We start from the raw sequence: 25,658 nt of genomic DNA, 5'->3' as shown, positions 1-25,658 counted from the left end.
AAAAGCCTACTATAGTTCGGTTTTAAGCTAACAGGGGCACTTCAAATATACTCTCTCATAAAACTCTCTCAGCAATTCGAGTTTCTCTCTGTTTGATTTGCATAGTTTACTTTTCCTGCTCATAGCCTTTGTTTTATTTTTTATATCAAAATATTATTGATTAGTTCATTATTGTAGATTATATTTTATTAAAAGTCAACATATAAAATATTCCATGCTCAGAATATTTAGTTAAGTTTTATTTGCAACATTTGCTCTATTGCTTTTATATTTGATTTATTTATGTATAAATGATATATTACAATTATAGTAAAATTTGTGAAAAATGTTTAAAATATGTTAAGGGGTGTTAATTTGAAAAAAATAGTATTATTTATTGTAATCTTAATTATGATTATGAGCAGCTATGTGTATGCTACAGAGATAGTAAATGTTCAAATTCCAAGCTTTGATATAACAATCAACAATGTAATTTTTGATAATCAACATGCTGCATATCCGTTTATTGTATATAACGATATAACATATGCGCCGCTCACATACAATTTATGCAGAGAATTAGGGGTTACAACAGGTTGGGACATAAAAAAAGGCTTGTATCTTGCACAATATAAAGATTATTCTTTTGGGTATAAACCTGACTTGGGAGGAAACTTCAAAAGAGGAGCTAACTATACGGCTACTATTCCAAACTTCTCAGTTTTGCTAAACGGAGTAAATATTAATTCAGAATTAGAAGAATATTTATATCCTGTCCTACTTTTTAAAAACGTCACATATTTACCTCTTACATGGGAAAATGTGTACTACGAGTTTGGCTGGGATATTGCATGGGATAGCAAAAATGGGCTAAAAATTAACAGTGATAATCCAGGACTAAATATGTATTTATCAGCAATCAATGAGAACTATGTATTGTTGCAGACTAATAGGGATATATATACAGAACAAAAAAATGAAGACGGAAGTACAACGTACATTAATACTGGAAAAGAAGAGACTAATCAATATAAGCTTGATTTAAAGAGCAATGAATTGACATATGATGGTCTGTGTGATAAAGCTGTGCGATATGATAATTTTAACAAAAATTATATCAGATGCGATGATGGCATATTTACTATAGAAAATAATATATTACTGCTGAATGGACAGAAAATTGATGATTTATCAAATATTGATATGAAAAATCCTAGCATATATGCAGCTAAATGGATTGTAGGTTATAAAAGCTTTTATGAAGTACGAATTTTCACAACTGATGAAATACCAGCACCATATAAACCATTTGTTCAATTCATATATATAGAAGAAGAAGGAAAAGTCAGCAAAGTTGATGATTGTTGGGATACAAAAAATTATTTGAATAACGTTTATAAGATAGGTGAAAATTATTATTTGTGCTCATATGGGAAACACGTTGTAGGTAGATTTGGTAATGGGTTGAGTACAATAATGAAAATTGATAGTCATGGGAAAAGCAATATAATCAATGATAAATACAGTGATTATTTAAGTATGGAAACTATAGGAACTATAGATAATAAATTAATCATTAAAGCTACATGGTTTGCTAATCCAGGTATTATTGATTCTATGGGGAAGGTAAGTGCGGTAAATGATGGATATTTTTACTTAGATGAGAATGATAATTTAACCAAGATATATCCTTTTGTTGATGGCAATGTATTTATAGCTCCAAATGATCATCTGTATTTAATTTCAACAAGCAGAGTATTTATGATAGATTTAACGACAGGACAGAGAATCAAAAAGAACCGTCCCTAATTATTAAAGAACCGTTCTTAATTATTGTAATTTATACTATTTCAACCTATATGTATTGTATCCTTTATAATTTATTACTGCTACTCTATCATCCTGTTGCAATTGATTTATCAATTCTTGAAAATTAATACATTCTCTTAATTTTAAAAAACTTTCAATTTCAAATTGATTCATAGGATGACGCTTAATTATACTTAGAACTGCTTCATAATCATCTTTAATTTCACTATGAAAACCTTCAGATTCTAATAAATCAATTGAAATACCATCTAAAAATTCTGCTGCTTCATTCATCTTTTCATGATTTACAGCCTCTATATCTAACTCTGATGGTGGTCGCACTGGTGTATTTAAATATAGTTTATCATATTTAATTCTACCAAGCATTTTAGCATATTTATTTAAACTTTCATTGTCATCATTTATATCTTTAATTAACATAATTTCAACCCAAAGTTGACCTTGATATTTTTCTGAAAAATCTTCTAATCCATTTATAACTTGTGAAAAATTCAATAAACCATGTGGCCTGTTAATTTTTCTAAATGATTCTTTATCATAACCATCTATTGTTGGCATTACAATATCAGCTTTACTTAATTCACTCTGTAATTGCTTATCATAAAGAAGTGCTCCATTTGTGATTACAACAACAGGCTTATCTGATCTTTTATGTATTTCATCAATAATTTCACCAAGTCCGAGATATAATGTTGGTTCACCTTCTCCAACTATAGTTATAACATCAAACTTAATATCATTTTTCAAAACTTCATCAAATTCGTCCATGATTTCTTTAACTGTAAAAAACATTTGACGAGTATTAGTCATACAATTTGTTCTTCCGAGCTGACAATAAACACAAGAATAGTTACATGTTTTTTTCGGAATAGGACTAATTCCTAATGATATACCAAGTCTTCTGGATGGGACTGGACCATATACATATTTTGTATCTTTCATTAATTGTTTCCTTTCTGTAATGTTATTCAATTAATAATATAAAATTAAATAGTAACATTACAATCATTTCCTTATAGCTTTAAACATATACTCTTTATATTTTTATTGTATACCTTTTTTGACATATGTCAATAACTATTTGCAATATATAAATCAATAAAGATTGCAACATTAAATGTCCTCCTTACATGAAATAATTTGACATTTATCATGTTCTTTAATTTAATCTATTATTTCAATAAACCAGAAAAAAATAATTGATAAATACTACAAAAGTGCTAAGAATTCAGCCCTATAAATAATTTTGTATATTTACCTATCTAAGGCAAATACAAGTATAAGTTTAGTTACAGCATTCGATAGATTTAAAAAGTCAAATGCCGCTACTTTTATTGTGTAAGCAACAAAATTATAGGATACATATTCATATCTTGATAGCGTAAATGAGTTAAGGTTCTTATTTATTATTAGAATTAAGTACAAGAGCTATAAATTACAAATGTTCTTCCATTTCCATGAAGTCTCGCTTCTCTTAAGAAAACTTTTTTTGATACTTTTCCTTTTCCACCAAGAAAGTTTTCAACCTCATTACATTCAATATCATTGCTTTTTATAATCATTTCTACACCACCTATTAATTATTGTATTTTATAGACATCATTTTCACTTATTCGCTTTTTTCATTACCACCATTGTGAACACCTATTTTTTTCCAGTCTTATAATCATCCCTTGCCCAATTAGGTGCATTTACTGGACCAGCCTTAGCATTACCAGTTTTAGCAGCGCCTTGTATTTCTGAGACTGGAGTTTGTGCATTTTTTTTATGATGCATAGACTGATTATTTTCTGTACCATGATTTTTATTGTCATGTGGACTTGGTCTTCTCATACCTGCTTTTGCCATTATACTACCTCCGTTTTAGCTTTTATTTAACATATTAATTAATTTATTTGAAAAAATTTAAATACTACTTTAATAGTTTTGGTAGCTAAATCAAAATAATACGAGATATAATTTACCATTTTTAGATTTTAATTTCTCAACTGCTTTTATTCATACGTATTACCAAATCTTCTATGTTTTTAGGGACGGTTCTTTTTGTCTGAAATTTAACTCTATTCATCTTTTTGTTTCTTTATTTCAGATATTTTGCTTCGACGGGATTATTGTGTATATTTCTTAGCACACCTAACATATAAGTATCGTCTTCTACTGCTTCACTTCTAAATCTGTCTTGAAACACATGTCCATTTCTTCTTTTATATTTTTGATTATTTCTATTATTTTATTTTTATGTACTTCCTTCTGAAATATTTTCTCTTTTTTTATTCCTTTTTTTATCTGTCAAATAGAAAAAACGTCCCTAAAATTATATTTGTCATATTTAATATCTGCCATTCTGTTTATCCTTTCAATTCTTCTGCTATAGTATTGAGTTGTCCCGCTATTTCTTTAAATTCTGCTCCCAAATCTAGTGTCTTTACGCTTATCTTATTACCACTCATTAAATACTCCTGATCTGGTGCTATTTCTTCATCTGTCTTTGCATATAACAATATTCCACTAACCAACCCGTTCGCCTTTGTATCTTTGTTTTTTACATATGTAAAAATCTGATACATATTATTTGAATGCACAGTTCTACTATTAAACATCTGATTGTACTGTAGCATTCTTGAATAGTATTTTGCATCTATGATTATTGTTTTTCCTTTGTATTCAAGTGTAATATCAGATTTCATTGCAGGTAACAGTTCAATAAATCCATTATCAACATTCCAATCTATCTGTGCTGCTGTTACTCTAAACTCGGGATAATGCTTCTTATAATATTCCAATATGAATTTTTCGTAGAGGTTGTGCATCTGTCTATCATCTACATATCTAAACATCCTATATGAACCTTCTTCCTCTGATATTAAAAGTCCATTTATAACAAGATAGCATATATTCATTAACATTTTATACGTTGAATTATTCCGTGAGTATTGAATGTTTGACCACACAATTGATCTAGGCTGGATAAAATCAACATTTTCAAAATAAAGCATTACTTTCTTTAATGCTCTTTTTCTATCAATTTTCACATCTTGTGCTTTAATAAGCAAAAATGACGTAGCCTTCAACACTTGATTCATATATGTATTTTCTTCATAAGAATCATAAACACAACTAAGCTTTTTGGTTAGCATTGTTCTTACTTTGATAGAATTTGAAATATCTAATTTACCATGCGGCGAAGAAAGATTATCTGTTTTTTCAATATAGTTTTTACCCAAACTACGTTTGATTTGATTAGATATTCCTTTGCCTAAAATTGACGCAAATAGGTCTGCTGCATATTCAAATTCTTCTGTCTCCACATCTTGATACTTTTCTTCACTCAATATTCTAAACGCATAACTCAGCATATAATAAATATTTCTAACCTTAATCATTTAAAGCACCACGCAATTTTTCTTCCCATTCAGCAATTTTTGATTGCTCATCAAACCAATATTCTCTGAGCAATGGGAGCAATTCAAATTCAACAATTGCACTCAGGTCGCTATCTAATACTGGCTCTGAAATACAGAAGTAACTATGTCCTACTACAAATCCAGCACCTAAAGAATCGTCATTTTCTATTACCTTATTAAGTGCTACTACTATATCAATAAGCTTATCAAACTTATAATTTGATGCCAATTCTTTCATTTCATCAAATTTCTCATTTGTAAATGCCGGCTTCAATTCAAAAAATGCAAATCTCCTTCTAAGCGCATAATCTATCATTGCTAAACTTCTATCAGCAGTATTCATCATTCCAATAATATAAACATTGGATGGTACCATAAACAACTCATTAGAATACAAAAGGCGTAAACTTTCACCCCTTTTATCCGTTTCAATAAGCATTAGCAATTCACCAAATATCTTACTTAGGTTACCTCTATTTATCTCATCAATAATAAAGAAATATTCTCTATCTTCATCATCTTGCGCTTTTTTACAAAACTCATAAAATGGTCCTGCTGATAGCTCAAATCCTTCTTTTGCTGGTCTATAACCCATTACAAAATCTTCATAGCTATAACTTTGATGAAATTGCACCATCATTACACGGCTAGTATCCTTAACTTTCATAATGGAATATGCTAATCGTTTTGCTGCGTAAGTTTTACCAACACCTGGTGCTCCTTGCAAAATGATATTTTTCTTCTTAAGTAAAAGTCTTGAAATCTGCTCATATGAACTTTCATCCATAAATACATTATTCATAAAATCTTCTTCTGTATATTTTGCATATTCTATTTCTTTTTGTAAATCAACTACAGTGCCAGTATCTTCAGAAAATATTTCTTCTAGTTTTAATACATATTCTGTATATTGAGTAACATCAGTTAAAGTTTTCATAACCGCTTGTCCTGGATGCTCAAATTCACCTTTATTAGTCCATTCTACAGCTCTCGTATTCTTATATTCTTTTCTTAATTCATCATAATGGTACTCTGATTTAACAATTCCACGCCCAACTATTTTAGATAATCCTCTTTTAACATATACGATATCACCAATCTTCAATGTGTTTACAAATTGCCATGTTGCTAAAGAATCATTTTTATAAGCTTTATCCAATTCTCCCTTTTGCTTCAGTGCTGTACGCATTTCTTCTCTATCTACATAATCACTCAAATCACCAAGTTCATCCCACCCAATAGCCATAATCTTCTCTTGGTAGAACTCATCCCATAATCTTGAATTTTCACCTGCTGCATACACCCAGAAATGAACTTGTTCATCAACAGGCAGATCTTTTTCATCGGCTTCACGCTTGCTTTTTAGTACTTCAACCCATTTCCGAAAAATATCGCTTGCTAATTGTTCTGTCATATCACAGGACATTCCCTTTTGAGTTAATGCCCATATACCTCGTTCTGATTTATCTATAATTCCTTCATAAGCCAAATAATTTCTTGCAAATGCAACTTCATTTGCAAATTTATTTGTATTAGTTTTCCCTCTCTTTTCATTAAGTTCATCTTTTGACAGGTTCATATCCTTTGCTATTTGTTCTCTTACATCTTTAGGACTTGCTTTACCACCTAACTTTTTAATTGCTGATATAATTGGGGCAAACCATTTTAAGAACTCTGCATTAGACTTTTTATCACCTTTTTTAATTGTATCCTGCCATGCAATATAAGATAATTCCGGAAGATTCATATAGCCAAAATCTCCCTTGCTTATTGCATTTGAACATTGTTCGCACATAAATAAATACTTATTTCCATCTGGCATTTTCTTATCAATTCCAGCAAATACAGTTTGAAAATAATGTGGTAAGTTGCCATCCTCTAAAACAAATTTGCGATTTCTATTATCCAAGTTTATATACGTATATGGTCTGCACCAATATAATGCCATTGTCAAATTCCACTTAACATTATTCTGTTTCAAAACAATATCATACATTTCAATAAAATCACTCTTGCCATCAGCTGATGGAGTATCCGAATATTTTATTGCATATTCAAACATTCGCCACAAATTATCAATATCTTTTTCTCCCTGATCTTTTTTGTATGAGAAAAACCATGTCTTCATATTATTTAGAACCGGAATACCCTCAAAAGAACTTGGCACCATAGATGACATCTCTAATCTATTTTTTAGAGCTGTGATAATAGCAATTCTATTTTCATCCTTTATTCCGCGATTAAATGCTCCAAAAACTGTAAATGGACATATGTCATAAATAATTTCACCATTTTCAGTATACGGAAACTTTATTCCAACTTCATCAAATACATTTTTTAATAAGTTAAGTAACGATTGTCTATCATTTTTATATAGTAAAAGCTTACCTGCAAATTCCATATAAAACTTTGTCCATTGAAACAAATCATTATTATCCATTTTCTAGCACTCCTTCTCTATTTTCTTCCATATTCTGACGAACCTTCTGCTACCATCATTATATCTTGGTGTGGCATTTCATGTTTTAGGTACGGTTATTTTTGTTTCTTTATTTCAGATACTCTATATATACTTAAATTACATAAGCCTGCTATATTGCTGTATGTTATAGCATTTAATTCTAAAAGTCTCGCTGCTAATTCTTCTCTTTTCATCTGTGAAAATTGAGCTTGATCTGTAATTTGATTTCCATTTGCAAAATTTTCAATTGTAGTATTTACTATATTTTCAATATTATCTTGCTTATCTTCTTTTGTATCAATATATATCTATTATCGTCACTATTATTATGAAATTTTTTTTAATCTTTCTTATTTTTAAATAACTTCAATATTTCACTTTTTGCTTTGATGGGATTATTATGTATATATCTCAGAACACTTAACATATAAGTATCATCTTCTACTACTTCGCTTCTAAATCTGTCTTGAAACACATGTCCATTTCTTCTATTATATATTTGATTATTTCTATTATTTTATTTTTCTGTACTTCTTTCTGAAATATTTTCTCTTTATTTATCCCTTTTGCTTATCTGTCAATCAAAAGGAACCGTCCCCTAATATCTATTTTTACTATAGTACTACCATTTTTATACTTTATCAATCAAAAATAACCGTCCTAAATTATTCCGCCGGAATAAATACATCATTATACCCACTTACACTATTAAATTCTTTCATTAACTTCATATTTTACTTCACTACATATCTTGTCAGCCTACCGCTACCAACTTTTGTGATAAGCTCTTTTTCCTGCATTTCTTTAAGCATATTAATGGCATGAGTAGTGCCGCTACCCAGAGCTTGTTCAACATCAGATCGAGTAATCTCTTTTTGATTTTCAAACAATCCTAAGATAGCCAAGTACTTTTCATTTTCTGCACTTAACTCTTGTGCATGCGTGTTAGGTAGAACAACTCGGAATGCCCCTTCTACATTTTCAAATTTAGGCTGTACCGCTAAACCTTTATAGCAGCTAATTATCTTGCTAATACCTGTTCCATATGCCTCAATTAGCTTCATTCTATAAAATAGAGCTGCAAATTTTTCATTTCTAGGTTGGGATGCCCCTAGCATAGCTGCCTCTAATGATAACCCAGATACCAACCCACCTAAGGAGATAATCTCTAAACGGTCAGAGTAAAGATTTATAAATGTGCTACCGCTAAAGGAATAATCTCTATGAACGATAGCATTCAGTAAAGCTTCACGAACAGCATCTTCCGGATAATCCCTCTCATCTGTACGAAGTAAATCATGGAAAGTCGCTTTTGTACCATTATAAAAGTCAATGGTTTTATAAGCATTTGTAAGCTGAGCAAATAGGGAACCGGTAAGCTCTTTTCTATCCTTAAACACTAACTTATCTGTGCCTTGGAAAATTGCAAATTTGATAGAGTGTTTGCATTGGTCTGAAACAAGCAACCCCATATTTGTATAAATATTATCAGAAGAAAGAATACCTAAGTTTTTCATCTGTACTTCAGTAAATTCTAAGCCCCTTTTTTGCAATTCCTCTTCTAATCTATTAAAAGTCAGCTCCTGAACTAGAGAACGATTCGCTTCAAATGAATCACCATCTGTCATTTTTATCATCATACGAATAGCATCCTCAGATGCTGGGGCAGACGTTGTTCCACTTCTAACATATACACCTGTTGGTTTAAGTCCTTTATCTGATAAGTAATACGGCTTTTTCGTGCCTTGGCTAACAGTTAGTTTAATAAAAAACTTCTTTTTTTCTTGTAATAACTCAATATTAGTAAACATAGAAACATCAGGTCTGATACTATCTCTTAGAGAGTTGGAAATTTGTTGCATGACAAGATCAGCGTCATTGACACCAATAATTTCTCCGCTATCCTGTACACCAATATAGATTGTACCACCATTTGTATTTGCAAAGGCAACAATTTCTTTCTTTAAATCAAAGGTATAGATTTCTTTTAATTCAACTGTTTCGCTTTCATATAATCTCATAATACCACTCCTTCTATCAGTTTATATCACTTATAACACAATAGTAACATAACGAGTGATAGAAAGCAAGGAGAACCGTCTGACAGATTACGACAAATAGATAATCTCATTATCCTTTATAAGAATACAATCTTTAATGCAATAAAAAGGAGCACAACAGTGGACCTCCTTATAAAATGATATCAGTTATATGACATATAAAAAGGCTAAGTTGCAGATCATTAACTGACCTACCACTTAGCCTAATACTATGAAATTCTCTTGAAAATATCTATATCATCTATATTTTTGCTTAATTTTTGCCGTCAAACAGATAATATAATATTTAATCAAATGTTAAACTTTTAGCCCAATTAATTGCTTTACTATTGTTTTCTTTTTTATCTTTTTTTAATGGATCAATAAAGTCTATTTCTCCGACAAAAGTATTATCAGGGAGTGATTTCTTAAACATCTTAAAACATTTTTCAGTTCCTCCACCTGCATGGCATGCAAAAAACGCAACCTTTTTTCCTGAAAATTTATATTGTTTAAAAAAAGTATTAAATGGTGCAGCATAAGTTCCCGCCCATATTGGTGTACCAATAATAATATTTTCATAGTCACTTAAATCAATATTTTTATTTTTTAATTCTGGTCTTTCCTTTAGCACAACGCTTTTTCCACCCCAAACGAATTTTTTAATTCCAGTGGACGGAAATGATTTTACAGTCTTTAATTCAATAATATCTGCCTGTAATTCCTTGGCAACTATTTCGGAAATAAATCTTGTGTTCCCTTCTAATGAATAAAAAATAACTAATGTTTTCATATTAATAATTCTCCTTTTGATGTACTAAAAAGTGTTTAAATTTATTATAATACATTGCATATTTAACGGTTAATCATAAAAAAATCCAAAGAATTATGAAATTACATGGTATACGTTCTATTGTAAGAGTAAAATATAAACAAGATAGAATTCTTAGTATAGATACCATTAATATTCTTGCAGCTAAATATGATTTAAATGGTTGTATAATTCATAGTGATCAAGGTGTACATTACACAAATAAAGAATATGCAAAATTACTAGAAAGTTTAGGTGTAACACATAGCATGTCTCGTAAAGGCAATTGTTGGGACAATGCTGTTGCTGAAAGTTTTTTCAGTCACTTTAAATGTGAAAGTATCTATATTATGAAAAATAAAATAAGATATCCTCAAGATGTAATTAATGTTACAGAGGAATATACTGAGTACTATACAAATTTTCGTCCGCAAAAGAAATTAGGTGGAATGACCCCTATTTCATATAGAAATGCTTATAATATAGTTTTAAAAAATCTATTATATTATGTGTACCTAAATTGTACACCTTTAAGGGGTCACTCCAAACCGTCCCCTAAAATATAGAACCTCTTTGGATCTAATTATTTTCAACTCTAATTTTTTTCATCTTCAAATGTTCTTTCAATTTCCTATTAACTTCTTGTAGTTGGTCTTCCTTAGTATATAGTAATTCCCTTCTCAAAAAAATTCCAATTTCCACTTTTCCTTTTTTGTGGAAAGATAACCAATCTATCGATATTACTTCTATTAGCCATTTTAAAGACACCATTTGCAATACAATAATTATGCTTTGGATTAGTTGCTGGGTAAAGATTAATCGCATGCACGTTATTTGGTAAATGTCTTACCGTATTCAAAACACTCTCTATAAAATCTTTGCTATAACACCTAACTGCATCATTTTTATTGGTTTCACGTTGAATATAAATTGTTGACAGGTTTTTCGTACTTTCAGGCATCAAATTTTTTGTTATTGGATATGTATCTGCTAATACAATATTAACAGATTCCGTATAACCATCATCTGATATTCCTTCAACTGTAACGGATTCTATATCTATAAGTTTATAATCATCATCCAATCTCAAATCATATTGACTAAATGTGTCACGAATTATCAACTTAAATTGCGTGGCTACCGGTACCCGAACCAAACTACATTTACAATAACCCAACACCTTCGAGCAAAACCAATACCAAGCATAACAGTGATCATGATATAAATTTCCTGTATTCATAATTTTTTCTTTATTACTCGGGCGAATTAGTTTGAATAAAATGAAAAGCATTAAAACTAAACCTATTACTTCGTTTCCCATCTTCACCAGATAATAATATTGTACGGTTTCAAAATCCGGATTTTCTCCATTAAAGAGCATCTGGATTTTTGTCGCTCCATCAAGCAAGATTGGTATCGCAAACGCAATTAATAGTATTACTACCTGCAGTAGCTGACTTATACAATCCAAAATTCTATTCTTCAATATCTTCATTAAATTTCACCTCGTTCCATTTTACAGTCGCAATTATTCTTGCTTTCCGTTCTCTATATGAATATTTCCAAATGCAAAAAGCATCATATCCAGCAATCAGATGATACTGTTTATTGTTTGTCGGTGCATTTTTTCCTATACGTTTCCAATTCTTTATATCTACGCTCGAATACTGAGGAACAGATTCTAGATGTGTATGCCATTCTCCTATATATGTATATATTCCAGAACTTCCCTTATATAGGCTTTCATAATAAAGAACATGTTGCTTATCTTTTCGTAAATACCTGCATCTTTTTCTCTCATCTCCAGGCATTGGAACCGTCGCAAATTCCATTATAAGATTAGAATTTGATATATTCTCTCGCCCGATAATAATGCCACCAGCCTCGAACGCATCTTTTTCTTTTTGCAGATATTGCATAATAATCTCAAGAACATTATCACATATTTTTATTTGTCGACCCTCAAAATTAAATACCATAGCAGCTACCACATATTCCACAGTTTATATTAACGAATTCATTTCCTTTAACCGTCAGAATACTTTCACTTTGATTTTTAAAAACATCTGATGTTTTCAATCCTGCTTTTTCATAATAATAGCCTTCTCCTTTTACAGAAATCAGAACATTTTCAACACATCTCCCACTAACAACTTTCTTCAACAAATCAATGGACATCATTGCTGATTTAAGGGAGACTGTTGAACCATATGGAATAAAAGAACCTCCGCAGCCAGACAGATTCTTTGTAATCTGCTGTCCTCTCTCACAGTATGCCGTCATGTCATATAATTCCTGCGTTTTATAATCTCTTCCAAAGAAACATTCATAACATCCTTCATGGCTTATTCTAATATATGCAACATGACATCCAATATCAAGTGGCTCATTCCAAGCGTAAATGACAGATATCTCCAATGCATTTTCACATAAATATCCATTAAGCCAACGATTCACATTGTTATTTCCCACTGCGGATATTATTATGTCATAATCAGATAAATCCACATCTCCATCATAAACTAAATTTTCAATCTCACCATCCAGTGGTTTTAAACGTATCCCTGAAATATTCTTTCCAAAATAATTGGTCAATGCTTCAGCCTTATATTCATCAACATATTCTATACCAAGTAAATGTCGAAATACATTTTCTTCTTTTAATAAATCACTATCAACCAGTGTAATATCCTCGCAACCAGACTTAACCATTTCATTTAAAACGTATCCACCAATAGAACCGCAGCCAATCATTAAATATTTTTTTGCTTGCAAAATGTTACACTCGTCTGACGTTCGACTCATTAAATACTTTTTATCAACCCTCCTTACAGATAAAGGTTGTAAAATGGAATAGCTCTTCACATAAATTTTATCATCCTCCGTCTTTGAAAAAATCCCGTTTCGAATCATAACTCCAATGCAGATCTTAATATTATTGGGTTGTCTAACTTCAAACAAAAGTACTTTATCATTTCCTACTTTGCTAACAACACTAAAAAATGTATGTGAATCAGCCAAGCATAATAAGCTATTGATATAATCAATGCCAAGTTTTTTTCTTGCATCCGGGGGCATTATATATGTTTTAGCCTGAATATAGACATATATTCCGTTTTTTCTGGTGTCCAATATATTCCACGTTGTAAAGTCCAAATGATTTGCCGTACCAAACAGACCTGTTCTATTAGTTCGTTGCAAATACTTTGCATAGCTTTCTTTTGAACGTTGTTTTCCACGTTTTTCAGCATAATGGATTATCTGCATTTGTTTTTCATGCGGAACACTGAACTTTATAGCTCTTATTCCAGGCAACTGACACCAATACAAATCAAACTCTTTCAAGAAATCGCTTCGATTTTTCCCAGTTAGCCCATCGGATATAACATGAATTGCTCGTTCTATGCATTGATTCAATAAACCACATAAATTTGGATCAATCAGAATCCCCTCAAGGTCAAACAGGCACACTTTTCCCTTTGTGTCTATGTGAGGAATAAATGGAAAATTATCCTTATCTTCAACATATACATCCATCAAATCAAGTTTCCAGTTATATGGAATACCAATTATTACTGGAATCCACATATCCAAAACCGATATTTCACAAGTAACAAGACACGCATATGCTTTGTTTGAATATGTTGCGTTTTTCTTACACATTACTGCAGCAATTTTTCTGTTATCCAAAAGAGAATCTTGAATAGTCATCAAATCCATCGATTAAAGCACTCCTGATGCACTTGATGATGGAATATAATTCATTTGAGTCTTAGACACATTTTTTGCCTCTGGTACTTCAAAATCATCACCAAATATCTTGTGCAGCTTTTTACATTGTTCCACTTCATCTGCTTCATTTTGAACAGCTTCTAAGTCTCTGACAAATTTGTCGGTCTTATCTTTGAAATCTGTCATTTGTGAATCAGTCATTTTTTCAAATGTATCCGTGTCATCTTTAAACATTAATTCACATGGCATCGGATACTTTATTCGATATAGCAAGCGTCCATTATCTGAAACTCCAACATAAGTAAATAAACTTTGAATTTTCTTTACCAACGAAATTAAAGCACTTAAATCATCATACCCGTCATCAGAGAAACATAATTCAAAATAGTCTGCCGCAATCAAAGTTATTCCAATACTTGCTGGCTCTGCATGTCCATTACTATCAAATTTAAGATTCTTCCAACGTTTAATATATCGAATAACCCTACGATATTGATCACGATCATCCCCTGCATTAACGGCATCATTGATATAGTCTACTAATCCTTTCGGATCAGATTCTTCCCAGCAAATCTCGTCAGGTGTACTTGCCTTTCCCCTTGCCAAATACATTTGACTATTATGATCACTTTTGTCTTCATATGTGTACACTACCAAATCCACATGATAAGCAGGCTCGCCATCCTTTTTATATGTAACAGTAACACACGGTTTCTTTATGGTTGAGCCATAAACTGTATGATTCTCTAAAATATCACAGATTGAATTTTTTAATCCCATAGGCTCATAATCATCTTTATTGACATCAAATCTCAATCCTACATCAATATCATACTCCTTATCAATAGATTCAACTCCTGTATGCATACTATAGCTTCCTTGGTTAAGTACTGTAAAACCCGGCAGCTTTCCGCTATTTCGTAAGATATCAACCAAAATATCTCTCTTATCTTTCAGTTCAGAATTAACGTTATAGTCAAGTCTTATCTTAGCATTAAAATTAATAAATTGTGCTTGTAAACTCATAAAAGATCCTCCTCATTAATTACGGTAGTGTCAAGTAGACACCCCAAATTTTTTATTTATACATTTATTTATCAAGGGTTACAAAGTTTTTTAAAATAAAAAAACAATGACCCCCTATTTCATGTTATAATTGAGTTTGCACAACGCAAATCAACAAAAAGGATAGTCATTGTCATGTCTCAAATTATAACTTATTTACTTATACAAAATTAGCAATTAATTAAAATTATTAATCAACTTTTATTTTTTATTGTAAAATATATTTCTCTTAAACAGTTCATTCATGAGGACTCTGTTAATCCAAAGTATCAAAAATTCAAAATTGATAAGTTTCCCATATTCAAAAAGTTTAAAAAACAGGACTACCAATTCTTACTTGAATACTATCTTCTAAAGTAGTATAAACCTTTAAAACCTGTTCAAGTTCGTAAAAATTCTAATAGAAATGTTCCTGAGGATACTGTTTGTTCTGTGTGTGGTGCTCCTCATCAATTTCTTTACGACAACAATGGTGGCAATGGTCAATTTCAATGCAAAGTTTGTTCTCATACCTTTGTTACTTCACTTTTAGTTTTGTTATGCCCTCATTGTGGACGTACTATGCTAAAACGGCTGCTAAACTTATTAAACCTTTTGTTGATAATTATAATTACAAACCTTCTTCTATATTTGTTGCTAATGGATAATATTGTTTATTTTAATTGTACTCTTATAGAAAGCTTTTTGCAAGATAGTTTATCCATAATTTTCTAATCTTTGACAAATTTAGTTTTACGTCATCATCATCTCCTCCTGTATTACACAAAGTGCATCTATCTCATCTCTAATGCCAACAGGCAAATACTTCGGTACTACTTCCCCTTATTGTATATGAACAAAAGAAGATTTTGGCAATAGTATCCATAATACTGTAAAAAAATGTACCAACTAACTCTTGTCTAGAGTAATCAGTACATTTTATTTTTAATAATCCGTTGGAATTTCAGCTACCTTATCATAAGTATGACTTTCCATAGCTGGAGTTATATATGTTACTTCATTAGAGCACATAAGTTTTGTTTGCTCCATTACAATATCCACTGCCTTTAATGTTTTATCTGGTGGATACCCGTATTTTTTAAGCAGTCGTTTTATAGTCATCTTCATTTTTGCTTGTACACTATCACGAATAGCCCAATCTACACTTATGCTACTTTTAATAGAAACTGTTAAGTCTCTTGCGATTTGTTTTAATATATCCTCGCCCATTATTTCTTTTGCAGATTCATTATCTGCCAAAGCATCATAGAATGCTAACTCATCCGGAGTTAATCCGGTAGACTCTCCACGTTTTTCAGCCTCTGTTATTTCTTTAGCAAGTTCAATTAGTTCCATTATAACTTGCGTTGTTTCTATAGTACGGTTTTGATATTTTATAATCGAAGCCTCTAGTAGTTCTGAGAATTTCTTTGACTGAACTAAATTGCGTTTAGAGAATGACTTTATATTTCCTTTAAGTAATCTATTAAGCAATTCTACAGCCAAGTTTTTCTGTTTCATATCCTTAACTTCTTCTAAAAATTCATCAGAAAGAATTGCAATATTTGGCTTATTTAAACCTACTGACCCTAATATATCTACTACTTCATTTGAGGAAATTGACCTTGAAATAAGTTGATTCAATTCACTATCAAGCTGTGCCGTAGTCTTTTTCTTATTATCATCACTAATAACCTTCACTATACTTGCTTTAACTGCCTTATGGAATCCAACTTCTACATTTAATCTTTCTGCAATATCTGTTGTCGCACAGAGAGAATAAGTTCTAGCAAGTTCTGTTACCAGCTTGATATAATCATTCTTTCTATCTTCACGAAGCCCAATGATAAAATCCATGGTTTCAACGATTGCTTGCATTTTCTCGCTAGGTCTTCCATTAAAGAATTTACTATAGTCATGTCCATGAAGTAACTCTTTGATTAAATCATGCTTTTCAAGAAGTACCATAGATGCTACCTCTGTATCTACACCAGTAGTCTTTTTGTCACTTTCAGTATATTGAGAAAGTGCTTCTTTTAGGTTTTCGGCTATCCCAATATAATCTACAACAAGCCCACCTTGTTTTCCCTTAAATACTCGATTTACTCTGGCAATAGCCTGCATTAGGTTATGTCCTCTCATTGGTTTATCAATATACATAGTATGCATACTTGGTACATCAAATCCAGTGAGCCACATATCACGGACAATTACTAGTTGTAATTCATCATTTTTATCCTTCATACGTTTTGCCAATGTCTCACGATTTGCTTTGGTACCTATAAAAGGTTGCCATTCTGATGGATCGGATGAACTTCCTGTCATTACTATTTTTATTTTTCCTGACATTAGGTCATCACTGTGCCAATCTGGTCGTAAAGCTATAATTTCTTTATACAAATCAATTGCAATTCTACGACTCATTGCTACAATCATACCCTTACCACCCTCAGTTTCCTGAGCTTGCTGTCTTTTTTCAAAATGATCTACGATGTCTTTTGCAATCAGTTTAACTCTCTCATTAGCTCCAACAATCGCCTCAAGTCTTGCCCATTTGCTCTTAAGCTTCTCTTTTTGTCCTAACTCTTGATATTCTGTGATTTCTTCATATTCTGTATCAACTACTGGTTTCATTTTCTCTGGTAGCTCAAGTTTAGCAATTCTGCTTTCATAAAAAATCTTAACCGTTGTACCATCTTCAACCGCTCTAGTCATATCGTAAATATCAATATAATCTCCAAATACTGCCCTGGTGTTTTTATCTGTTAATTCTACTGGCGTACCTGTAAATCCAATATAAGAAGCATTTGGCAAGCTATCACGCATATACTTTGCATAACCATACTTAACATCTGCTCTTTCATCACCTTTTACAATATCAGCTCCAAAGCCATACTGACTTCTGTGCGCCTCATCAGCCATAACTATCACATTTTTACGATCTGTAAGTACTGGTGCAGCATCACCCTTTTCCTCAGGTGCGAATTTATGAATAGTTGTAAAGATAATACCTCCGCTAGTGCGGTTATTTAAAAGCTTCCTCAAGTTAGCCCTGTCTGTTGCTTGAACAGGAGTTGTTCTCAATATATCTTTACATTTCAAAAATGTTCCAAAGAGCTGGTCGTCAAGATCATTTCTATCTGTTATAATTACTATTGTTGGATTTCCTAGCTCAGAACTTATAACAAGCTTAGCAGCATAAAATACCATAGATAAGCTTTTCCCACTTCCTTGGGTATGCCAAACAACACCTATCCTTCTATCACCACTTTCCATGGTGGCTCTTCCCGTACTTTCTACCGCCTTGTTTACTGCATGGTATTGATGATATCCTGCAAGTATTTTGTAAGTATCCTTTCCATCCGATTGGAATAAGACAAATTGCTTGATAATATCCAAAAATCGATTTCTTTCAAACATACCCTTAATTAGTACTTCGAGTTGAGGGATAGACATAGGCGCAATATCGTCGCCATCAATTGTTCTCCATGCCATAAATCTATCTTCATCAGAAGTAAGAGTGCCAGCTCTTGCATTGATACCATCACTTGTCACTAAAAATGAGTTATAAGTAAATAAAGAAGGTATTGTCATTTTATAAGTTTGTAATTGATTGTAGGCATCCGTAATATCCACATTTTCGTCACTAGCACTTTTTAGCTCAATGACCACAAGTGGTATGCCATTCACAAAAGCAATTACATCTGGTCTTTTTTCTCTACCATGTTCTACTACAGTAAATTGATTTGCTATCATAAACTCATTATTTAGTGGTTTTTCATAGTCAAAAACATATACCTTCTCTGTTTTATAACTAGCATCATTTTGCTTAACTTGAACATCTATACCGTCAGTTATCATATGCTGAAATGCTTTGTTATTCATCAAAAAGCTTGGACTTTGTGGTATTGTAATCTTTCTAAAAGCTTCTTCTATTGCATTGCTTGGCATTTTAGGATTAATCCTTGAAAGTGCATCTCTTAACCTTTCAGCTAATACTACATCACTATAATCCTCACGCTCTGGATATTCTCCTTCTGGTGCAATATCAGGTGCAAAGATTACTTCATAGCCTAACTCCTCAAACCATTCAAGTGTAGCTTCTTCTAAATGGGATTCACAAAAATTGTTCCTTGGCAATTATTTCACCTCCGCTGTTGGTACTCTGATTTCTCCGCTCATAAGTTTTGGTAGTAGGGAGTCACGAATTTTAATTAATCGTGAGATTTGTTCTTCATTGTTTCTTCTGGCTTCAAACAAAGGGGACAAGAGTCCGTTGAAATTTTCCAGGCTCTCCTTTGAAGGGATAATTACACACAATGAATTCAAATTTCTTTGATTAATTTTCAACTGTACAGCCCCAGTAACAATACTTTGAACGTTAGTGTTTTTTAATAACATAAATAAGCTATTTTCATCAAAGCCGTTTTTGCCTTTCATTATATGTGCATGGTTGTTTACCCAAAATTTTCCCCATACATATTGTAAAATAGGATATCCCTTGCTATCAATTACTGAACCATCTTCACCTAATAAAACAAATAACCCATCAAAGAGGTAGTTGTCAACATAGTCCATCAGGGAAGTGGCACCGTAATATGGATATTTCTTTTCTATGTTTGCTCTCTGTCTGCTGGAAAGAGGGACTCTTTTCGAATCAAATAATTGCATACATTCACCCAAAGCACCAACTCTCCACCCCTTAGGTATCCTTCCTAACTCGCTGTCCTCAAACTCACCATCTCGAAATGGTTCAAAATCTACAAACCAGCTTTTGAAAATAGCTTGTGCCATTTCTTCAAGGTTTTTATTGATTCGATTGTTAACTTCGATTTTAGAACACAAATCATAATAGGTTTCACCGATAAACTTCTGTACGTTCATTGATGGAACTGGTATTAACAGTTTATCAAGATCACCTTTTTTGAAATGAGGAATTAGTGTTCCTACATGAAACTGCTCAATTTGTGTTTGAAATTGTGGACTCCTTAATACCGCAAATAAATATTTATTGTTAATGATTTTATCATTTACTCTAAATGCCATCATGTCTTGCGCAATACAAAATCCAACAGGATCTGGCACTAGACAAACTCTACCAGGGGCTCCTTTATTAACAAAAATAATATCACCGGGTATCGGGTGGGCCCTGAACCAATTTTTATAAGTTTCTTCAGAAAGATATCTAATCTTTTCAAAAACAGGATATAGTTCATTATTCTTGATGCAATTCGTAGCAATAAGAGGAATACCAAATTCAGCTGTTGGTACAGTTTTGCCTCTATTGTCAACAATAAAAGACAAGACATCGGGTAAAGGCAAATATCCACAATCTGACATGTCCTTAGAATTCATACCCAATCGCCCCCAATCGCTGCTTTATTTCATCTTCAAGCTCATGGGATTTAGAAAACATTTCTGCTAGTTCTCCTGTCAATCTCGTCATCTTTTCATCGAATGGCTCTCCATCCTCTTCTACTTCTTCAATCCCAACATATCTACCAGGTGTTAAGATGTACTCATGTCCCCTTACTTCTTCAATGTCTGCAGATTTACAGAAGCCTTGTACATCCTCATATTCTTCTTTTTCTTCTCGCCAGTTATGGTAGGTATCATAGATTGCTTTTATTTCATCATCAGATAATTCTCGATGTTTTCTGGTAACCATCGTGCCCATTTTTCTTGCATCTATGAATAAGATTTTGTCTTTTCTATTTTCTTTTTTCTTAGATATAAACCACAAACAAACTGGAATTGTCACATTATAAAACAAATTTGTAGGCATAGTTACTATACAATCTACAAGTCCTGCTTCGATAATATTTTTTCTAATCTCCGCTTCTGCTTTTATAGATGTACTCATAGAGCCATTGGCAAGTACAAATCCTGCTATACCTCTAGGAGATAGCTTGCTAATCATATGCTCAATCCAAGCATAGTTAGCATTATTTTGTGGTGGAATTCCATATTTCCAACGAACATCATCTTGAATTAATGTGTAATCACTAATATTAAATGGTGGATTAGCAAGAACAAAGTCAGCTCTAAGATTTTTATGCAGGTCATTACTGAAGGTATCAGCATCTCTATCTCCTAAGTCACCATCTATTCCTCGTACTGCCAGATTCATTTTACAAAGTCTCCAAGTAGTTGCGGTGAATTCTTGACCAAAGATATGAATATCATCTTTTCGCCCACGATGCTCTTCAACAAACTTTTTTGATTGTACAAACATACCACCTGATCCGCAACATGGATCGTATACTCTACCTTGAAAAGGCTCTATCATTCCAACTAGCAATTTAACAATAGTAGGAGGGGTATAGAACTCACCTTCAGAGCTTCCAAACTTACCTAGGAAGTATTCGTAAACTCGCCCTAATACGTCCTTCGCTCTTGCTTCTTTACTTCCTAAATTAAATGAAAATAAATCTACGAGCTCTCCTAGTTTTGTTTTATCTATCTCAGGTCTTGCATAGTTCTTAGGAAGTACCCCTTTAAGTGTAGCATTCTCCCTTTCAATGGTGATCATAGCATCATCAATTATTTGTCCAATTGTACTTTGTTTTGCACTTTGTTTGATAAATTCCCATCTAGCACTTGGCGGCACAAAGAATATACTTTCTTCTGCATATGCATCTCTATCCTCTTCAAAGCCTTCCCCTTCGGCTACTAGCTCTGCGTGCTTTTCATCAAATGCATCTGAGATATATTTTAGAAATATCAACCCAAGTACCACGTGCTTATACTCACTACTTTCAATATTTCCTCTTAGCTTATCTGCCATTTCCCACAATTTGTTTTCAAACTCTAAACTCACTGACATTATTTTAGTCCTCCATTTTTTGTACTTATAATTTTACATAAGCTTTAAGTTCTATTATCCTAGCAACATTGGATAACTTTTTTTCATAATTATCTGACCTTTAAATACTTTTTTCTTCCATACGCTTAACTTCCTAAGTTAATTGATTGTAAAGATTTATCTTTGTACTGCTCCATCTTTTTTTAGCTATATTGACTGCCTCTTTATAAATACTCGATTCCTCAGCATACCTTTTTACCATATTTTCTTGTTCTCGCAGGGTCAATAATGTAATCTCCATCTCCATAATGTCAGAGTGGTTGATATTCATTACTGTTGTTCCTCGTTGAAAGCTTTTAATAATAGCCATGCCAATAGGACTTTCAAAAAATATTTTGATATATTCTCCCAATACTTTTTCTTTAGGTCTAATAACAATTACATTTGCAGAAGCAATTACCAACTTATCCTGTTCTTTAAAAACTGCTGATTTGATTGCTGTTCCCCTACATGAAAGTACTACATCATTATTTAACAGTTCATATCTTTTAATTTTTCGTTCTTCTTCATCAATGGTATCCATATCTAAGTAGTTAATCTCACCATCTTCAATATTAGAAATATTAAGTACTGAAACATTTCCAACAGAAGTATCTTTTTTAAGGATAGACTTTCCTCTAAATACCTCCGCAATTTCTTTAATTTTAATCTTTTCTAAGCTTGAATTCTTAAATTTCTTAATATTAGCATCATCATCAGAGAGTAGCAACTCAACACGCCAGTCTTCATGAATTATGAACTCTTTCATATCAATTTGTTTTTTAACATCTACATAAAAACGCTCTTTATCTAAGTTTAATGTACCAACTTCAATCTTGTCATGAAGTGCTTTTGTAATTACAAATAAATACGTTTTAATAGATGTTGCTGGTCTAAAGGTACCTTCAGGTAAAATGAAGATGTTTTTTAGACAATAATATTCAGTAATAAATTTTCTTAATCTTTCATAGCCCATACCAGAAAAAGTTATTTTAGCTGGTATGATTATGTTCAAATAACCATCTTCCTCTAGGTGTTTCAGCAGATTTTCAACTGCTATCCCCTCGCTATCCCTTGTAAAAAACTTATGTTTAAAGTTATCCGGTTTATATCCAAAAGTTGGAATAGAGTAAATATAATCATATTTCTCACCACTCAAGCATTGTGTATAAATGGATTCAAATATTATTTTGATATTATTTTCATAGCCGAATGCTAATTGAAGTAATAAGTACATTGGTTTTGATTGCGTTGTTAAAGTAATTTGAGAGTCAGCAAATGTATCAATAAATCTCCCTAACGCCGCAAGATGCTTTTCAGCTTCTGTTATTAGTATTTTTTTAGGATTAACTCCTAATGCCGTATCTCGAATAAATTCCGTTAGGTAACTGGGTGACACGATTGTTCCCATTTTATCATCCTTAAATATTTTTAAGGCAAACTCAATCAAATCCACGCCTTTAAGTGTTTCATATATCACTATAAAATCGTCTCTATCAGCAGGAAAAAATCCTAGCTCATCTTCTGTCACTTTTTTCATAAACTGAAATAGTTTTTCTTTATCTTTAATGTCTTTTGCACTAGACTGCAATTGTCTTTGCGTAAGCTTAACTCTTAACATTTCATTTAGTAACTGCTCTCTAGTAACTATCTCCCTTTGGTATAATCGATTCAATGCCAAATCTATGTTAATATCCAAGTTAATCCTCCTTTCAATTTTTTTACTATAATACACTTCAAATAATACATTGAATATTTTAGTATGTCAATACTAAGTTTTAATATTTTTAATTTAAATATTGTTAAATCTTATTTTATAAAACAAAATCCTAATATTCATAAGACCCCCACATTAAAAATTCCCGCAAACCTTAGTCTGCGGGAAAATAAAACGCACTTCAATATTTGCTCAAAAACCTTAAAATTCTTTGATTTTAGGCTATTGTTGATATATAAAAATAATTGTAACAAATAAATAATAATAAATGTAACAAAATCTCTTGTTAATTTTTTAATTTTATAAAAAAATAATATATTTTGGATAATAATAAATGTAACAAATTATATTGTTTAAAATTATCTCCAAGCATAAACTCTACATTTAATCATATATTAATTGACAGCCACAATACTTCTAATGATTTTCACATCATAAATAATATAAAACTATTCTATAAACTTTGTTATGGTTAATTTTTAGAACAACTCTATAAAAATCAAGATAGAACCGTCAGACTGGGTTTTTGCGTAATCTGACGTCCCCAGTTGTCGTTCTGAGCACTTTCTCGAGATGTCACTTCCTATTCATCAAAGCCAAACTGATTATTTCCTGCTCCAGTTTTACATTGTGATCTAACATATAATTCACTGTATCGGCATATTCATCCATCTCTTTTAATTCCTGAAGTCTTGTTATATCATTTTCCGTTAGTCCATGTAAACAAGACTCATACTCTTTATTCTTAAGCTCGTCAGATGACATACAAAACAAATCAAAAGCAATCCCTGTAATCTCACACAAATTGTGATGTATCCAGTAACCGCCTGCATCAATGTCTCCAAAATGTAAATATTTTTTCTCTGGATTTGAGTCATAAATCAGCTTTATAAATTCTCGTTGATATCTGTTTGCATAACCTCCAAGATAAAAGGTAACAATATCATCGTCCTTGTACCTTAAATATGCTGTCCTATTCTCAATAGTCATGAACTTCGTAGTACGTATATTTACAGACTGAATGTTTTCAAAATCTGATGCCATGAACTCTATTCCTTCAGAGAAAACACTTACATCCACCTCTATGCCAAAAATAGTTATAACCACGTTTCCTTTAATGCAAAGTTTCTGAGGCTCTTTATAAATATGATAATCCACCAGGACTTCATCAATCAGCTCATTGTCTTCATTTGTTCTATCTGAATACTTACATAACAAAGTACACACCTGTTGTAACGTTACAGTCTCAAAGAACTTTGAATCACCATAAACTTTCATCGAAACTTCTCTGATGTATAAATCATCCAAATTATTCTCTATAAACGAAATCGCTTTGAAAACATCATCAAGTGCCTCTATGTTCTTTGGAATTCTTCTATTATCTATACTCTCCGATAACAGTACGCATTCTTTTTCACATATAGGTGAAGCATTTATGTAGCAGTCAATCAGAGCTTGCAACTGCTCAATCTGCATGTCTTTCGACACATATCCATACTTATCTATTAGATATTTCTCAATATCCTGAATTCGCTCATCAACGAGATATATGCTCTGTATTTGTGTTCCAAAGATTTCTATATCACTATAAACAAAGCCTTTCTCTGTCAACTCATTTACCATTTTATTAAGTCTTGATATTTCTTCAAAATCACCATCGTTAGCGTTATATTTTTTATATAACTTTTCCGGTTTGACCTGAGTTCTTCTATTGGTTTTATTATCACCAAAGTCCTTTTTACTCTTACGATATTTTTCAACCAAAAGCTTAAGTATCTTCTCCTCGTATTTCACTCA

The 25,658-nt window shown here is 31.8% G+C and carries 18 protein-coding genes, 1 pseudogene and 1 other annotated feature (1 of these 20 running past the window's edge); of the genes and pseudogenes, 2 read left to right on the top strand and 17 right to left on the bottom strand.

Annotated features, from left to right (window positions below):
• Window positions 1-132 (bottom strand) — a binding site (T-box leader) (it extends 108 nt beyond the left edge of the window).
• Between the two features lie 222 nt (window positions 133-354).
• The gene (locus JYG23_RS13140; RefSeq protein ID WP_207236140.1) at window positions 355-1,788 is read left to right on the top strand and encodes a hypothetical protein; all 1,434 of its coding nucleotides are present in this window, start codon (window positions 355-357) and stop codon (window positions 1,786-1,788) included.
• A 36-nt stretch (window positions 1,789-1,824) separates the two neighbouring features.
• Here JYG23_RS13140 and JYG23_RS13135 read toward each other — a convergent pair whose 3' ends face one another.
• From JYG23_RS13135 to JYG23_RS13105, 8 genes and pseudogenes are all read right to left on the bottom strand, one after another.
• Window positions 1,825-2,751, bottom strand: coding sequence for a radical SAM protein (locus JYG23_RS13135; RefSeq protein ID WP_207236139.1), 927 nt, complete (start codon window positions 2,749-2,751; stop codon window positions 1,825-1,827).
• Between the two features lie 473 nt (window positions 2,752-3,224).
• Window positions 3,225-3,371, bottom strand: a complete 147-nt coding sequence (locus JYG23_RS13130) for a hypothetical protein (protein ID WP_207236138.1) — start codon at window positions 3,369-3,371, stop codon at window positions 3,225-3,227.
• A gap of 82 nt (window positions 3,372-3,453) precedes the next feature.
• Window positions 3,454-3,657, bottom strand: a complete 204-nt coding sequence (locus JYG23_RS13125) for a hypothetical protein (protein ID WP_207236137.1) — start codon at window positions 3,655-3,657, stop codon at window positions 3,454-3,456.
• Window positions 3,658-4,157: 500 nt separating this feature from the next.
• The gene (gene mcrC / locus JYG23_RS13120) at window positions 4,158-5,192 is read right to left on the bottom strand and encodes a 5-methylcytosine-specific restriction endonuclease system specificity protein McrC (protein WP_207236136.1); all 1,035 of its coding nucleotides are present in this window, start codon (window positions 5,190-5,192) and stop codon (window positions 4,158-4,160) included.
• The gene (locus JYG23_RS13115) at window positions 5,185-7,653 is read right to left on the bottom strand and encodes an AAA family ATPase (protein ID WP_207236135.1); all 2,469 of its coding nucleotides are present in this window, start codon (window positions 7,651-7,653) and stop codon (window positions 5,185-5,187) included. The genes mcrC and JYG23_RS13115 overlap by 8 nt, the downstream gene beginning before the upstream one ends.
• Before the next feature lie 400 nt (window positions 7,654-8,053).
• Window positions 8,054-8,167, bottom strand: a pseudogene (locus tag JYG23_RS14925) (transposase); the annotation flags it as partial.
• Between the two features lie 241 nt (window positions 8,168-8,408).
• Window positions 8,409-9,695 carry an RNA-binding domain-containing protein gene (locus JYG23_RS13110; RefSeq protein WP_207236134.1) on the bottom strand — a complete coding sequence of 429 codons (1,287 nt, stop codon included), beginning with the start codon at window positions 9,693-9,695 and terminating at the stop codon, window positions 8,409-8,411.
• 325 nt (window positions 9,696-10,020) lie between these two features.
• Window positions 10,021-10,506: a flavodoxin gene (locus JYG23_RS13105; RefSeq protein ID WP_207236133.1), complete on the bottom strand. Its 486-nt coding sequence runs from the start codon at window positions 10,504-10,506 to the stop codon at window positions 10,021-10,023.
• Window positions 10,507-10,601: 95 nt separating this feature from the next.
• Between JYG23_RS13105 and JYG23_RS13100 the strand changes: the two genes are divergently transcribed.
• The gene (locus JYG23_RS13100) at window positions 10,602-11,090 is read left to right on the top strand and encodes an integrase core domain-containing protein (RefSeq protein WP_207236132.1); all 489 of its coding nucleotides are present in this window, start codon (window positions 10,602-10,604) and stop codon (window positions 11,088-11,090) included.
• Window positions 11,091-11,182: 92 nt separating this feature from the next.
• Here JYG23_RS13100 and JYG23_RS13095 read toward each other — a convergent pair whose 3' ends face one another.
• From JYG23_RS13095 to JYG23_RS13055, 9 genes are all read right to left on the bottom strand, one after another.
• Window positions 11,183-12,019, bottom strand: a complete 837-nt coding sequence (locus tag JYG23_RS13095; RefSeq protein WP_207236131.1) for a hypothetical protein — start codon at window positions 12,017-12,019, stop codon at window positions 11,183-11,185.
• Entirely contained in the window at window positions 12,000-12,503 is a 504-nt protein-coding gene (locus JYG23_RS13090) for a Mov34/MPN/PAD-1 family protein (RefSeq protein ID WP_207236130.1), read from the bottom strand. The genes JYG23_RS13095 and JYG23_RS13090 overlap by 20 nt, the downstream gene beginning before the upstream one ends.
• Complete coding sequence (locus tag JYG23_RS13085; protein WP_207236129.1) at window positions 12,493-14,244, bottom strand: ThiF family adenylyltransferase; 1,752 nt, start codon at window positions 14,242-14,244, stop codon at window positions 12,493-12,495. The genes JYG23_RS13090 and JYG23_RS13085 overlap by 11 nt, the downstream gene beginning before the upstream one ends.
• Window positions 14,245-14,247: 3 nt before the next feature.
• On the bottom strand, window positions 14,248-15,282 hold the full coding sequence (locus tag JYG23_RS13080; RefSeq protein WP_207236128.1) for a nucleotidyltransferase: 1,035 nt from the start codon (window positions 15,280-15,282) through the stop codon (window positions 14,248-14,250).
• Window positions 15,283-16,245: 963 nt separating this feature from the next.
• Window positions 16,246-19,440 carry a type I restriction endonuclease subunit R gene (locus JYG23_RS13075; RefSeq protein WP_207236127.1) on the bottom strand — a complete coding sequence of 1,065 codons (3,195 nt, stop codon included), beginning with the start codon at window positions 19,438-19,440 and terminating at the stop codon, window positions 16,246-16,248.
• Entirely contained in the window at window positions 19,441-20,655 is a 1,215-nt protein-coding gene (locus tag JYG23_RS13070) for a restriction endonuclease subunit S (protein ID WP_242631581.1), read from the bottom strand.
• The gene (locus JYG23_RS13065) at window positions 20,645-22,126 is read right to left on the bottom strand and encodes a class I SAM-dependent DNA methyltransferase (RefSeq protein WP_207236126.1); all 1,482 of its coding nucleotides are present in this window, start codon (window positions 22,124-22,126) and stop codon (window positions 20,645-20,647) included. The genes JYG23_RS13070 and JYG23_RS13065 overlap by 11 nt, the downstream gene beginning before the upstream one ends.
• Window positions 22,127-22,259: 133 nt before the next feature.
• On the bottom strand, window positions 22,260-23,843 hold the full coding sequence (locus tag JYG23_RS13060; protein WP_242631580.1) for a restriction endonuclease subunit S: 1,584 nt from the start codon (window positions 23,841-23,843) through the stop codon (window positions 22,260-22,262).
• A 594-nt stretch (window positions 23,844-24,437) separates the two neighbouring features.
• Entirely contained in the window at window positions 24,438-25,655 is a 1,218-nt protein-coding gene (locus JYG23_RS13055; protein ID WP_207236125.1) for a Wadjet anti-phage system protein JetD domain-containing protein, read from the bottom strand.
• Window positions 25,656-25,658: the final 3 nt, after the last annotated feature.

This window comes from Sedimentibacter sp. zth1 (genome assembly GCF_017352195.1).
Classification (GTDB): domain Bacteria; phylum Bacillota; class Clostridia; order Tissierellales; family Sedimentibacteraceae; genus UBA1535.
The sequence above is the reverse complement of the archived record's forward strand: the minus strand, read 5'-3'. Positions and strand labels throughout refer to the sequence as shown.

Bases quoted from the DNA above. Each gene is read 5' to 3' on its own strand.
- JYG23_RS13135 (WP_207236139.1), bottom strand. From the start codon at position 2,751: ATGAAAGATACAAAATATGTATATGGTCCAGTCCCATCCAGAAGACTT.
- JYG23_RS13100 (WP_207236132.1), top strand. From the start codon at position 10,602: ATGAAATTACATGGTATACGTTCTATTGTAAGAGTAAAATATAAACAA.
- JYG23_RS13070 (WP_242631581.1), bottom strand. From the start codon at position 20,655: ATGAATTCTAAGGACATGTCAGATTGTGGATATTTGCCTTTACCCGAT.
- JYG23_RS13080 (WP_207236128.1), bottom strand. From the start codon at position 15,282: ATGAGTTTACAAGCACAATTTATTAATTTTAATGCTAAGATAAGACTT.
- JYG23_RS13065 (WP_207236126.1), bottom strand. From the start codon at position 22,126: ATGTCAGTGAGTTTAGAGTTTGAAAACAAATTGTGGGAAATGGCAGAT.
- JYG23_RS13095 (WP_207236131.1), bottom strand. From the start codon at position 12,019: ATGAAGATATTGAAGAATAGAATTTTGGATTGTATAAGTCAGCTACTG.
- JYG23_RS13085 (WP_207236129.1), bottom strand. From the start codon at position 14,244: ATGGATTTGATGACTATTCAAGATTCTCTTTTGGATAACAGAAAAATT.
- JYG23_RS13115 (WP_207236135.1), bottom strand. From the start codon at position 7,653: ATGGATAATAATGATTTGTTTCAATGGACAAAGTTTTATATGGAATTT.
- JYG23_RS13130 (WP_207236138.1), bottom strand. From the start codon at position 3,371: ATGATTATAAAAAGCAATGATATTGAATGTAATGAGGTTGAAAACTTT.
- JYG23_RS13125 (WP_207236137.1), bottom strand. From the start codon at position 3,657: ATGGCAAAAGCAGGTATGAGAAGACCAAGTCCACATGACAATAAAAAT.
- JYG23_RS13090 (WP_207236130.1), bottom strand. From the start codon at position 12,503: ATGGTATTTAATTTTGAGGGTCGACAAATAAAAATATGTGATAATGTT.
- JYG23_RS13110 (WP_207236134.1), bottom strand. From the start codon at position 9,695: ATGAGATTATATGAAAGCGAAACAGTTGAATTAAAAGAAATCTATACC.
- JYG23_RS13105 (WP_207236133.1), bottom strand. From the start codon at position 10,506: ATGAAAACATTAGTTATTTTTTATTCATTAGAAGGGAACACAAGATTT.
- mcrC (WP_207236136.1), bottom strand. From the start codon at position 5,192: ATGATTAAGGTTAGAAATATTTATTATATGCTGAGTTATGCGTTTAGA.